The organism is Stenotrophomonas sp. CASM106, assembly GCF_049384825.1.
GTDB lineage: Bacteria > Pseudomonadota > Gammaproteobacteria > Xanthomonadales > Xanthomonadaceae > Stenotrophomonas > Stenotrophomonas muris.
In genome coordinates this window covers 523,536-536,974 of record NZ_JBMRFS010000001.1, presented here as the reverse complement: position 1 = coordinate 536,974, position 13,439 = coordinate 523,536, and the positions used below count along the sequence as shown (strand labels likewise).

Here is a 13,439-nt window from a genome sequence, read left to right as displayed (position 1 = left end):
CTTACAGCCCCAGATCCGACAACAGGTCGTCGGCGTCGTTCTGCGAGACCGCGTGGCGGTCCAGTCCCTTCAGTGCGGGCCCGGCCAGTTCCGGGTCGGTGCGATGCTGTTCCGGCGGCAGGCCGAGCGCGCCGAAGCCTTCATGCACGCGGCGCACGATGCCGACCACGCGACGGATGATCTGCCCGGTCAGGTCCTGGTAGCTCTGGGTCAGGGCGATCTCGGTCAGGTTGTGGCGGATGCGCTCCAGCTGCGCGTCTTGGCCTGGCTGCAGGCCTTCGGCGCGCAGCTGCTCGGTCAGGCTGCGGCATTCCTCGGCCAGGTCCAGGGTGCGGTGGGTGGCCTGTTCGGTCATCGCCACCACGTGGTCCAGGCGTGCGCACGCATCGTCCAGTTCGCCGGCCTCGCTGGGCACGGTCGGCAGTTCGCCCAGGGCCTGCCCCAGCTCGCGGGCCAGCCGCGAGAGGCCACTCATCATCGGCTGCGTGCGTAGCGCGACCAGTCCGTCGATGCGTTGCCGCCAGGCGGCTTCGTCACCGGACTCCAGGGCATCCAGGGCTTCCTGCAGGCGCAGGGCGAAGGCGTTCTTGTCGACCGTGGTATCCATCAGGCGCTGGCCGCCAGGCGTTCGAAGATCTTGCCCAGCTTCTCTTCCAGCGTCTGCGCGGTGAACGGCTTGATGATGTAGCCGTTCACGCCGTTCTGGGCCGCTTCGATGATCTGCTCGCGCTTGGCTTCGGCGGTGACCATCAGCACTGGCAGGGTCTTCAGCTTGGCGTCGGCACGGATCGCCTTGAGCAGTTCGATGCCGGTCATCACCGGCATGTTCCAGTCGGTGACGACGAAATCGAAGGGCTGGCTCTGCAGCAGCGACAGCGCGGCATGCCCGTCCTCGGCTTCGGCGGTGTTGGTGAAGCCCAGATCGCCCAGCAGGTTCTTGACGATTCGACGCATGGTCGAGAAGTCGTCGACGATGAGGATGCGCATGTTCTTGTTCAAAGCAGAGTTCCTTTGTTGTTCATTCCGGGCGGCCGGGGGCAGTCGCCTCGGGGATGTTCATTCTTCCAGGCCGGCGTCGACGGCCTCGAAAATCTTCAGGCGGCCGCGCAGGCGCAGCACGGCCTGGCCATGGATCTGGCAGACCCGCGACTCGCTCACGCCGAGCACCGCGCCGATCTCCTTCAGGTTCAGCTCCTGCTCGTAGTACAGCGAGAGCACCAGCTGTTCGCGCTCGGGCAGGTGGCCGATGGCCTTGCCCAGCTCGCGACCGAACTCGCCGCGCTCCAGCACCTGCTGCGGGGTCGGGCCGCCCTGGGCGACGGTATCCAGTTCGCCCTGGTCTTCGATGCGCGACTCCAGGCTCAGCACCTGGCCACGTGCGGCGTCTTCCGTCAGCCTCAGGTACTCGGGCAGCGGCATCTCCATCGCGGCGGCCACTTCGGTGGCGCTGGCGGCACGGCCCGTGCTCTGTTCCAGGCGGCGGATGGTGGCGGCGGCATCACGGGCACGGCGGTGCACCGAGCGCGGCACCCAGTCGCCACGGCGGATCTCGTCGATCATCGAGCCGCGGATGCGGATCGAGGCATAGGTCTCGAACGAGGCGCCCTGGTCGGCGTCGTAGCTGCGCGAGGCTTCGATCAGGCCCATCATGCCGGCCTGGATCAGATCATCGACTTCGACGCTGGCCGGCAGGCGCGCGGCCAGGTGGTGGGCGATGCGTCGCACCAGGTCCGAATGCTGGGCGATGACCTCGTTGGCCGCCGAGCGCTGGACTTCCCTGTACTGGTGGGCTGCGCCTTTCATGCGGCCACCCCACGCTGCTTGAGGATGCGTTCGAGGAAGAACTCGACGCCACCGCGCGGTTCGGTCGGTGCCTGCCAGCGCGCGGTGCGGCGTGCGATCTCGGTGATCGCCAGCGCCGACGGGCTGGATGGATAGGCCTTCACCACCGGCTGCTGGCGCTGCACCGACAGGCGCAGCCAGTCATCCTGCGGCACGCAGCCCAGGTAGTTCAGCGAGACATCGGCGAGGAACTTCTCGCAGACGCGGGTCAGCTTCTCGTACAGCACGCGGCCCTCGTTCGGGTCGCGCACCATGTTGGCCACCACCTGGATGCGGTCCACGCCGCGCTCGCGCGACAGCACCTTGATCAGTGCGTAGGCGTCGGTGATCGAGGCCGGTTCGTCACAGACCACCACCACGGTGTCCTGCGCGGCCTGGCAGAAGGTCAGCACGCCGTCGGTGATGCCGGCGGCGGTATCGACCACCATGATGTCCAGCTCGCGTTCCAGTTCGGAGAACACGTTGACCAGGCCGACATGCTCGGCCGGGGCCAGCTCGGCCATGTGCCGGCGGCCGGAAGCGGCCGGGACCACCAGCACGCCGTTCGGGCCTTCGACGATGACGTCGTCCAGCGAGCAGCGGCCGGCCACCAGGTCGGCCAGCGTAAAGGTGGGGTTCAAGCCCAGGATCACGTCGATGTTGGCCAGGCCCAGGTCGGCGTCCAGCAGCAGCGTGCGCTTGCCCATGCCGGCCAGCGCCACGGCCAGGTTGGCGGACACATTCGTCTTGCCCACGCCGCCCTTGCCGCCGGTCACCGCGATGGTGCGCACAGGGCCGAGCGGCTCGCTGCGGGTGGCCGACAGCGGGAAGGTCTTGGTCAGCTTGGCGTACTCACGCGACGGCATGGTTCAACTCCGGGTTGCAGGGCATATCGGCCGCTCGGCGCAAATCTTCAAGGCGAAGTACAAGATTGGCTGCACTGGCCCGGTGCAGATCCTCCGGGACGTCCTGGCCATCGGTCACCCAGGTGATCGGCAGGGCGTGGTCCACGGCCACCGACAGGGCGTTGCCGAAGCGGCCGGTCTCGTCCAGCTTGCTCAGCACCAGGCCCTGCAGGTTGGCCGCACCGAAGCGGCGCACCACCTCGTCCATGTCGCCGAAGCTGGTGTTGGCCGGCAGCACCAGCAAGGTGCGCACCTGGCGCGCGGCGCGCAGCCACTGCAGCTGGGCGGCCAGGGCACGGTCGCGCGGGCCCAGGCCGGCGGTATCGATCAGCACCAGCTTGTAGTCCTTCAGGCGTTCCAGCAGCTGGTCCAGGTCGGTGCCGCTGTTGGCCTCGTGCACGGCGATGCCGAGCTGGCGGCCGTAGCCATACAGCTGTTCACGGGCGCCGATGCGGGTGGTGTCGGTGGTGACCAGGGCGACGTCACGCGGGGCGTGCTTCTCGGCGAAGCGCGAGGCCAGCTTGGCGATGGTGGTGGTCTTGCCGGCGCCGGTCGGGCCGACCAGCGCGATCACGCCGCCTTCCTCCAGCGGGTCGACCGGGGCGATCGGCAGCTTGCGCGAGATCAGCCCCAGCATCAGGCCGCGGCCACGATGGGCTTCGGTTTCCAGCGGGATCTGCATGGCCACGTCGCGGGCCAGCCCGGCGTCGAAACCGTACTCGTCCATCAGGTCCAGCGCGGTGGCGCGCACCGGGCTGCCACGCAGGCGCTCGTCGGTGAAGCGGTTCATCTCGCGCTCGATCACCTGGCGCATGCCGGCCACTTCCTGGCGCAGCTGGCGGATCTCGGCGTCGTCCTGGGCAACCACGGTCAGCGTCGGTGCCGGGGCCAGCATGGGGGCCGGGCTGGCCTCGATAGCGGCTTCGACCGCTGCCGGTTCGCTGGCGGCGATCCCGGGCTGCGCGTCGATCACGGCAGCGGTCGGCAGCGGCGGCGGCAGCACGGCCGGGGCCACGCTTTCGTGATGCGCCTCGTGCGGCGGGTCGATCTGGAAGCGCGCGCGGTTGGCCGGCACGGTGGCGGCCGGTGCAACGATGGCCTCGGCGAACGGGGCGAAGGTCTGGTCCGGCGGTGCCGGTTCGTTGACGGCGGCGCGGGCCAGGGTGGCGGCGAAGCCGGTGCTGCCCCGGGTCGGCACGATCTCGTCGGCGCTGTCCAGGGTGCGGCCGGTGGCACCGACGGCGGCGCGGGCGAGGGCGGCCACTGCCGAGGTGGTGGCCGCGACCGGTTCCGGCGCCGGGGTGCTGCTGCGGCGGCGGGTGACGGCGGCGATCACCGCGTCGGCGGCGGTGCGCGGCTTGGGTGCCGGCGGCGGTGCGACGTCACGGCGCGAGGCTTCCAGTGCACGCTGCACGGCGCTCTCGTCGTAGTTGGCGGCGGCGACGATCTCGATGCCTTCCTCGATCCGGCGGTTGGACAGGATCACGGCGTCAGGACCATGTTCCTTGCGCACCAGGTTCATGGCCGAGCGCATGTCGGCGGCGACGAATCGTTTGATTTTCATGCTGTGGTCACGGGGCGAAGACGGCGGGGTGGCGGTCGGAGAACTCGGGTGGTCGGTGGTCTGCACGGTGCGGGTTCCCCTTGGTATCTGTCTGTTGCGTTGGTTCGAAAGTGGTGTCTGTTTTCTGGCGCATCGCAGGGCGGCGTCAGCTGATCGTTCCGACCAGCTTCAGGCGCTTGTCCTCCGGCACCTCGCTGTAGGCCAGGACCGACAGCGACGGAACGCTGTGGCGGACCAGGCGGGCCAGCGCGGCGCGCACCGGGCCAGGTACCAGCACGACCGCGGGCTCGTTGCGGGCTTCCTGCTTGCTGACACATTCGGCCAGGCTCTGGTGCAGTCGCTCAGCGAGTCCGGGTTCCAGCGCGGCGCCGTTGCCCTGCGTGGACTCCTGCAAGACACGTTCCAATTGCGGGTTGAGGGTGAACACCGGCAGCTCCGCCGACATTCCGGCGATCTCCTGCACGATGAAGCGGCCCAGTGCGGTGCGAACAGCGGCGGTCAGCACGGCCGGGTCCTGGCTGCTGGGCGCATGTTCGACCAGTGCCTCGGCGATCTTGCGCAGCTGGCGGATCGGAATGCGCTCGACCAGCAGGTTCTGCAGCACGCGCACCACCGCCGACAGCGGCAACGCCTTCGGCGTCAGATCTTCGACGAGCTTGGGCGCGCTCTTGGCCAGGTTGGCCAGCAGGTGCTGCACTTCTTCGTGGCCGAGCAGTTCCGGCGCGTGCTCACGGATCAGGTGCGACAGATGGGTGGCGACCACGGTGGCCGGATCGACCACGGTGTAGCCCAGCGTTTCGGCCTGGGCGCGCTGGTGCGGCTGGATCCAGGTGGCGTCCAGGCCGAACGCGGGGTCCTTGCCGGCGATGCCTTCCAGCGCGCCGAGCGCGCTGCCCGGGTCCAGCGCCAGCTCGCGGTCGGGGTGGATCTCGGCGGTGGCCACCGGCACGCCGTGCACCAGCACGCGGTAGCCGTTGGCCGGCAGTTCCAGGTTGTCGCGGATGTGCACCGACGGGATCAGGAAGCCGACATCCTGGGTCAGCTTGCGGCGCACGCCCTTGATGCGCGCCATCAGTTCGCCGCCCTGGTTGCTGTCCACCAGCGGGATCAGCCGATAGCCGACCTCCAGGCCCAGCGGATCGACCGGGCGCAGTTCGTCCCAGCTCAGTTCGGCAGTCGGTGCCGGTGCGGCCGGGCGGCCGAGTGCGTTGAGTGCGGCGGCATCGGTGCCACCGCCTGCCGCATCGGCAGCCGGCGCCTTGCCCTTGCGGTACAGCTTCCAGGCGATGAAGCCGAGGATCGCGGCCAGCGTCAGGAAGGCGACGTTGGGCATGCCCGGCACCAGGCCGACCACGCCGATGATGCCGGCGGTGATCGCCAGCGCACGGTACTGGCCGAACACCTGGCCGGTCATGGCCTGGGCCATGTCCTGCGAGCGTGAGGCGCGGGTAACCAGCATGGCCACGGCGCTGGAGACCAGCAGGGCCGGCAGCTGCGCTACCAGGCCGTCACCGATCGACAGCAGGGTGTAGGTGGCGGCGGCCTCGCCGAACGGCATGCCATGCTGCAGCACGCCCACGGCCAGGCCGCCGAGCATATTGATGAACAGGATCAGGATGCCGGCAATGGCATCGCCGCGGATGAACTTGCTGGCGCCGTCCATCGCACCGTAGAAGTCGGCTTCCTCACGCACTTCCTCGCGGCGCAGCTTGGCTTCTTCACGCGTCAGCAAACCGGCGTTGAGGTCGGCGTCGATCGCCATCTGCTTGCCGGGCATCGCGTCCAGGATGAAGCGCGCGGTCACTTCCGAAACGCGGCCGGCACCCTTGGTAATGACCACGAAATTGATGATGGTCAGGATCGCGAACACCACGATGCCGACCGCATAGTTGCCGCCGATCACGAATTCACCGAAGGCGGCGATGACCTTGCCCGCGGCATCATGGCCGTTCTGGCCGTTCAGCAGGATCACGCGGGTGGAGGCCACGTTCAGCGCCAGCCGCAGCATGGTGGTGATCAGCAGCACGATCGGGAAGATGGTGAAGTCCAGCGGGCGCTTCACGTAGACCACCGCCAGCAGCACCATCAGCGAGATGGCGATGTTGAAGGTGAACAGCGCATCGAGCACCGGCGCGGCCAGCGGCACCACGACCATGGCCAGCAGGGCCAGCACGATCAGCGGCGCGCCAAGGCCCTGGCGGATCATTTCCAGGGCGCGGCGGGTGTTGAAGCCGGCGGAGGGCTGGGCGCTCACGGGCGGCCTCCCTTGCCGAATTCATCCACCTGGATGTGCGGGGCGTCCGGCATCGGGCCAGTGCGCCAGGCGCGCAGCTGGTAGACGTAGGACAGGACCTGGGCGACGGCCGAATACAGTCTCACGGGGATTTCCTTTCCGAGTTGGCCTTCCCGATACAAGGCGCGTGCCAAAGGCGGGGCGGAGACGATCGCCACCTTGTTGCCGTCGGCCACTTCACGGATGCGCAGGGCGGTTTCGTCCACGCCCAGCGCGACCACGGTGGGGGCGTTCATGGCGCCGCCCTCGTACTTCAGGGCCACCGCGTAGTGGGTCGGGTTGACCACCACCACGTCGGCAGTGGGCACCGCTTCCATCATCCGGCGGTTGGCCATCTGCTGCTGCAGCTGGCGGATGCGGCCCTTCACCTCGGGGCTGCCCTCGCTTTCCTTCATTTCCCGGCGCAGCTCTTCACGGGTCATCTTCAGCTTGCGCATCCAGTTCCAGCGCTGGTACGGCGCATCGATGGCGGCCAGCACCAGCATCGCGCCGGCGGTGGCCAGCAGCAGGCGCAGGGTGAAGCCCAGGCCATCGGTGATGGCGGTTTCCAGCGGGTGGTGGATCAGCCCGCGCAGGGTGTCGAAGCCGGTCCAGACCACCAGCCCGGCGGCGACGCCGACGAAGGCCACGCGCAGCAGCGATTTGGTGAATTCGGCAATCGCCTCCGGGCCATACAGGCGCTTGAGCCCGCTCATCGGGTTCATGCGGTTGATGTCGGGCAGCAACGCCTTCTGCGACCAGCGCAGGCCGCCCATCACCAGCGGGGCGACGAAGCTGGCCAGCAGGCAGACCAGCACCAGCGGTGCGATCACCAGCATGAACTGCAGCAGCAGGTCGCCGAAGTGGCCGAACAGTTCCTTCGGGTTCTGCCGCAGGCTCTGTTCGGGGCTGAGCGCGTGCTTCATCCAGGCCGTGGCGCCACGGCCGATCGAGCCGCTCATGGCCATCACCGCCAGCACGCCGGCGCCGAACACGGCGGCGGTGCCAAGTTCGCGCGAGCGCGGCAGGTTGCCCTGTTCACGGGCATCGCGCAGGCGTTTTTCGGTCGGTTGTTCGGTCTTTTCGCCGGCGGATTCGTTCTCGGACATCACGGGCACTGCGGCAGGGGGTGCCGGGGTGCGTGCAAGAACCGTTCCACGCATGGCGTGGATCTACCGATGGCCCGTTCTGTAGAGCCGAGCCCACGCTCGGCTACGGTTGGGGCCAGGCGCGAAGCACAGCCGGGCATGAGCTCGGCTCTACAGGAGAGTGCCGCAGGAATCGTTCCGTGATGGCCGGCGGCGGCACGGGCAGCGCCGGGCCGTGCCTGGCGCAATCATCCGCCCGGCGTTACCGCCTGCAGCGGAATCGTCAGAACACTGTCGCTGTGCCAATCCACCTGCAGCGGGGTGCCCGCATCAGCGGCCGATTCGTCGCTGACATCGCGGCCGGTGCCGTGGTTGACCTGATGCATGGCGTCCTTCAGCACATCCACCTTCACCAGCAGGCGGCTGCCTGCCGCCAGGCGGCGGGCGACCATGCGCGTGCGATCGAAGGGCAGGTGGGTCCATTGGCCTGGCTGCAGCAGCTGGCGCGTGGTGGGGTCGCGTACGTGGCTGGCCCGGCCCATGTAATAGGACAGCTGCATGCGGCGTCCATCGGCGAGCAGCTCGTACAGGGTGACGGTGAAATCGAAGTCGCGCTTGTTGATCCGCACCTTCAGGTCACCGGAGAAGCTGCCCACCAGATCCATCGGTCCGGTGAAGGGGTCCGAGACATAGGCCAGCGCGGTGTCGGCTTCATCCTGTGCTGCGACGATGGGGAACGGGTAGTAGCCGTGCCGCATTTCGTTGCGGTCGGCCATGTCCACGGTCTGCTCCAGCTGGCCCGGCGCTGGCGGCTGTTCCTGCAGGCGGTGGTAGCCATCGGCCGAAGCGGGTGCGGCCGACAGGTGGTAGCGGCGATGGGCACCCGCGGCGGCGTCCAGCGTTGCCGCATGCCCCCAGCGATTGGCGCCCATCAGCTGGTAGTTCACGCGGTCAGGCACCAGCGCAGGGCGCGGCGCGCCGCGCAGCACATGGTCCAGCCACTGGAAGGTGACTGCCGGGGTATCGAACTGCGCGGCAGGGTCGACCGCGTAATCGCGCAGCTGCATCGGTTTGAGCGCCGACTGCGCGCCACGGTGGTCGTAGGGGCCGATCAGCAGCGCATGGTCGGCATCGGGACGGTGCCGGAGGTGCTCCTTGAAGTACTTCAGGGCCGAGATCTGGCCATCGTCGTAGTACCCGGTGATGGTCAGCACCGGGATGCGGATGTCGTTGAACTGATCGCCATAGGGGACCATCGCCTGCCAGTAGGCATCGTAGGACGGATGGGCCAGCCAGCGCTGCAGCCACGGGTTGGCCGTGCCATCGACCTGGTCGATCTGCCGGTAGGGGCGGCCGGAGGCATACCAGCGGCGCGGCAGCTGCGACCAGCGCTCGTCCTGGTCGTAGGTGTCGTTGTCCAGCATCGGGCCATTGGCCACATAGAACGCCCAGCCATAGTTGGCACTCAGGAACACGTTGTTCTCCATCGGCAGGCCCTGGCCGGGGATGGCGGCAACGTAGGGCACGATGGTCTTCAATGCGGGATGGTGATGGCGCGCCGCCGCCCAGGCAGTGAAGCCCTCGTAGCTGCCGCCATACATGGCGACCCGGCCATCGCTCCATGGCTGGTGGCTGATCCAGTCGATGGCCGCGTTGGCGTCCGCGCCGTCATGTTCGTAGGGCGCGATGGTGCCGGTGCCCCGGCCTTTGCCGCGCGCATCGACCACGATGCCGGCGTAGCCATGAGCAGCGGCCAGCAGCATCTTCTGCCGGTTCTTGGGTGGATCGGTGTAGATGGTGAACAGCATGGCCGTCGGCAGGGGTACCGATGCGGCGCGAGGGCGGGCCAGCTGCGCCGACAGCACGACGCCATCGCCAACGGGGATGCGCAATGCGTCGTCGATGGCGAAGCGGCGCTGCTCCTCCGCCGCGACCAGCGGAGGGGCCAGTGCGGCGGCAAGGCTCTGTGCACGCAGTACCGCCCGCAGGCGCAGCAGTTCCAGGGCGATGGCCTCGGCGACGGTCGCGGCCCCCGCCTGCGCCGCGATGGCCTGCTCCAGTTGGGCGCGCACCGGGGCCGGCTCAACCGAGAGCGCGGCATCGGCCTGCACCGCGGCGATGTCGTCCAGGGCAGCGAAGGTGCTGTGGAAGGCGCGGACATAGGCAGCCGTGTCCCGCTCGCCGGCGGTGGCGAGCAGCAGCATGGGCACCCAGCGCTGCATCGCCGCGGTATCACCGTCGCTTGCCAGCGATGCCCGCGCCTGCTGGATCGATTGCCGCGCTTCGGCCGTCTGGCCTGTCGCGAGCAACGCGTGGCCGCGCTGTGCATCGGTCAGGCTGGGGGACTCCAGCACGCCCTTGCCCAGGGCCCGCAGGGCAGCGTCGACCTGGGCCGGGGAAGCATCGGCTGGCAATGACCACGGCAGATCGGCGGCGGTGGCGTGGCCAACAGGAAGGGCCAGCAACAGGCCGGCAAGGGTGGTGCGTAGGGCCACGGACGCTTCCTTGGATGACAGGGGAACGGTGCATCCACGCAGGGCGCGGATCTACCGAAGGCCAACCCATGGTAGCGCCGGGCCGTGCCCGGCGGGAGCCGGGCGCAGGCTCGGCTCTACAGGGGAGCGTTGCCGCTGGGCGGCGGGCTCTGTGCCAGTTCCACCCGCGGCCGCGGCAGGTCGTGCAGCTGCATGAAGCGCGCCGCGTCGACCGGGCGGCCCAGCAGGTATCCCTGCAGGAAGTCGCAGCCCAGGCGTTCCAGGTAGGCGCGCTGCGCGGCGGTCTCCACGCCCTCGGCGACGATGTCCATGTCCAGCGCATGGCCCAGCGCCACGATCGCCGAGACGATCACCACGTCTTCGGCACTGTGTTCCAGGTCGCGCACGAACGCATGGTCGATCTTGATCTCGGTGGCCGGCAGCCGCTTCAGGTACAGCAGGCTGGAATAGCCGGTTCCGAAATCATCGATGGAGATGCCCACGCCCAGCGCCGACAGCGCCTGCAGCAGGCGAAGACTGGTATCGGTATCGCGCATGACGGTGCTTTCGGTGATCTCCAGCACCAGGTGGCGCGGGGCAATGCCATGGCGCTCGATCACCTCGCGCACATCCTGCAGAAGGTGCGGCGAACTGAACTGCACCGGCGACAGGTTCACCGACATCGACCAGCTTTCATGCCCGGCGTCGTGCCAGCGCCGCAGCTGCTGGCAGGCCTGGTCCAGCGCCCAGCGCCCGATCTCGTTGATCGCACCGCTGCGCTCGGCCAGGCGGATGAAGCGGTCGGGGGGAATCAGGCCGTGTTCCGGATGGCGCCAGCGGATCAGCGCTTCGGCGCCGGCCACCTTCTGCGTGGCCACGCGGATCTTCGGCTGATAGTGCAGGAACAGCTGCTCGCTGCCGATGGCGCGGCGCAGGTCGGCCAGCAGCCGGAACTGCTGCTCGGCGCTGTCGTTCATCCAGTCGGCGAACAGCACGAAGGCGTTGCGTCCGGACTCCTTGGCCTGGTACATCGCCGCATCGGCGAAGGCCATCAGCTGGCGCTCGCTGGCGGCGTGGTCCGGGCAGATCGCCACGCCGATGCTGGCGGTCACCTGCAGTTCGTTGTCCGGCAGCAACGGGCCGCTGCCCACCGCCTGCAGGATGCGCCGGGCCAGGGTCGGCAGGTCCTCGTCGTGCTCGATGCGCACCACCAGCACGAACTCGTCGCCGCCCAGCCGTGCCAGCATATCGTGCGGGCGCAGCAGCTGGCGGGTGCGTTCGGCCACCGCCACCAGCAGCGCATCACCGGCCTGATGGCCATAGGCATCATTGACCTGCTTGAAGCCGTCCAGGTCCATGAACATCACCGCGAAGCGGTTGCCGCCCTGTTCGGCCTCGGCCAGTGCCTGCACGATGCGCCGCTGCAGCAGCAGGCGGTTGGGCAGGCGGGTGAGCGGATCGTGCAGCGCGGCCTGGGTCAGTTCCTGCTGCGCGTCGGTCAACGAGGTGCTCAGCATCGAATTGCGCAGCCGCAGCAGTTGCGCTTCCACGCGCTGGTCCAGCCATGAGACCACCAGCACCACGGCCAGGATCGCCACGGTCAGCACTACCACCAGCATCGCCAGCCACTCGTTCTGCAGGCCATCGCCGACCGCCGCACCGCAGACGCTGCCTTCCGGGAAGCGCGCAGCGGCCATGCCGGTGTAATGCATGCCGACGATGGCCAGGCCGAGCAGGCCCGCCGCTGCAAGACGATCACCGATGCGGGTGCGCTGCGCGCGCAGGCGGAACGCCACGTACAGCGCGGTCCAGGAGGCAGCCACCGCCACCATCAGCGAGAACAGCAGCCAGCCCGGGTCGTAGTCGATGCCCGGCTGCATGCGCATTGCAGCCATGCCAACGTAATGCATGCCGGCGATGCCGGTGCCCATCAGCAGGGCGCCGACCGCCAATCGCGGGTGGGGCAGGGTGCGCAGCGAGACCAGCCACAGCGCGAACACCGATGAGGCGATGGCAAGCGCAAGCGAGAGCAGGGTGATGGGAAGGTCGTAGCCCAATGGAATGGGCAGGTCGAAAGCCAGCATGCCGATGAAATGCATCGACCAGATGCCCAGGCCCATGGCGAAGCCGCCGCCCAGCCGCCACCACCAGGCCGCGCCCCTGCCCGGTGCGGTCACCGTGCGCCCGGCCATCGCCAGCGCGGTGTATGAAGCCATCACGGCGACCAGCAGCGAGATCGCCACCAGCCACGGGTTGTACGTGCCTACCAGCATTCGTCAGTCTCCCGGACCTGCCTGTCGACGGAAACCACGGTGGGGCATGCATGAGGCAGGCCGACGCACGACGCCGGCCATGTGCGGCATCCCCCCGGTTGCCGCGCATTCACTCTAACGCGCAGACCGGGGGGGACTTCAAGCGGCAATACGTGAAATTGCGCCCCTGTAGAGCCGAGCCCATGCTCGGCTCTACAGAAACAAATGCATGGCAAGCAGTAGAACGTGATGATCGGGTCAGTGTGTGACCGCGTCCGCAGCCTGGAAGGCGGCGTCGAACAGGCGCTGTACCGGCGGCCCCATTTCCCCGGCCAGCAGGGCCAGCAGGAACAGGCCCAGCAGCAGCGAGACCGGCAGGCCCAGCTGGATCGGATTCAGCGCAGGGGCGGCACGCGCCAGTACGCCGAAGGCCAGGTTCACCGCCAGCATCGCCACAGTGAGCGGAATGGCCAGCGTCAGCGCGCCGCGCAGCACGGTCAGCAGGAAGGTCGGGGCGATGCTGAAGAAGGCGTGCGGGTCCGGCAGCGGGGCGCCGATCGGCAGTGCGCGGTAGCTGTCGACCAGCAGCGAAATCAACGCCAGGTGGCCGTTGGCGGTGAAGAACAGCAGGCCGAACAGCAGGTAGAACCACTGGCCGATCACACCCGAAGTGCCACCGCGCAGCGGGTCGCTCATCTGCGCGAAGGCCAGGCCGGTGCCCTGCGCGATCAGCTCGCCGGCCATCGCACCGGCTTCGAATACCAGCCGCAGCATGAAACCGATGGAAACGCCGATGGCCAGTTCGCGCGCGATGGTCAGCACCGTAGCCGCGTCGAAGCCGGTCCAGTCCGGTACCGGTGGCAGCAGCGGTGCCAGTGCAATGGCCAGGGTGCCGGCCAGTACCACGCGCACCCGCGACGGCACCGCACGCGTGCCGACCATGGGCATGGCCATGGCCACCGCGCCGATGCGCAGCATGGTCCACAGCACGGTGCCGATCATGCCGAAGGCCTGCAGGCCGTCGGCCGCCATCTGTGTCGCGGCATCCATCGAAGCGCGTGTC

The 13,439-nt window shown here is 68.6% G+C and carries 10 protein-coding genes; all 10 read right to left on the bottom strand.

Annotated elements, in window-relative coordinates:
• Window position 1: 1 nt before the first annotated feature.
• Window positions 2-607, bottom strand: a complete 606-nt coding sequence (locus VG556_RS02570) for a protein phosphatase CheZ (RefSeq protein ID WP_100450000.1) — start codon at window positions 605-607, stop codon at window positions 2-4.
• Window positions 607-999, bottom strand: a complete 393-nt coding sequence (gene cheY, locus VG556_RS02565; RefSeq protein WP_005413247.1) for a chemotaxis response regulator CheY — start codon at window positions 997-999, stop codon at window positions 607-609. Before cheY ends, VG556_RS02570 begins: the two co-directional genes overlap by 1 nt.
• A 57-nt stretch (window positions 1,000-1,056) precedes the next feature.
• Window positions 1,057-1,803, bottom strand: a complete 747-nt coding sequence (locus VG556_RS02560) for an RNA polymerase sigma factor FliA (protein WP_111144307.1) — start codon at window positions 1,801-1,803, stop codon at window positions 1,057-1,059.
• Window positions 1,800-2,687: a MinD/ParA family ATP-binding protein gene (locus VG556_RS02555; protein WP_005416424.1), complete on the bottom strand. Its 888-nt coding sequence runs from the start codon at window positions 2,685-2,687 to the stop codon at window positions 1,800-1,802. The genes VG556_RS02560 and VG556_RS02555 overlap by 4 nt, the downstream gene beginning before the upstream one ends.
• Window positions 2,674-4,290, bottom strand: coding sequence for a flagellar biosynthesis protein FlhF (gene flhF / locus VG556_RS02550; protein WP_100450001.1), 1,617 nt, complete (start codon window positions 4,288-4,290; stop codon window positions 2,674-2,676). The genes VG556_RS02555 and flhF overlap by 14 nt, the downstream gene beginning before the upstream one ends.
• Window positions 4,291-4,435: 145 nt before the next feature.
• A complete protein-coding gene (gene flhA / locus VG556_RS02545) occupies window positions 4,436-6,496 on the bottom strand; it encodes a flagellar biosynthesis protein FlhA (protein ID WP_153643679.1) in 2,061 nt (686 codons plus the stop codon).
• Between the two features lie 44 nt (window positions 6,497-6,540).
• Window positions 6,541-7,671, bottom strand: coding sequence for a flagellar biosynthesis protein FlhB (flhB, locus tag VG556_RS02540; protein ID WP_014037101.1), 1,131 nt, complete (start codon window positions 7,669-7,671; stop codon window positions 6,541-6,543).
• 227 nt (window positions 7,672-7,898) lie between these two features.
• The gene (locus VG556_RS02535; RefSeq protein ID WP_100450002.1) at window positions 7,899-10,145 is read right to left on the bottom strand and encodes a CocE/NonD family hydrolase; all 2,247 of its coding nucleotides are present in this window, start codon (window positions 10,143-10,145) and stop codon (window positions 7,899-7,901) included.
• 116 nt (window positions 10,146-10,261) lie between these two features.
• Window positions 10,262-12,397 (bottom strand): putative bifunctional diguanylate cyclase/phosphodiesterase, encoded by a 2,136-nt coding sequence (locus VG556_RS02530; protein ID WP_053495135.1) that lies wholly within the window; start codon window positions 12,395-12,397, stop codon window positions 10,262-10,264.
• Between the two features lie 237 nt (window positions 12,398-12,634).
• Window positions 12,635-13,426: a flagellar biosynthetic protein FliR gene (fliR, locus tag VG556_RS02525; RefSeq protein ID WP_014037103.1), complete on the bottom strand. Its 792-nt coding sequence runs from the start codon at window positions 13,424-13,426 to the stop codon at window positions 12,635-12,637.
• Between the last annotated feature and the right edge of the window lie 13 nt (window positions 13,427-13,439).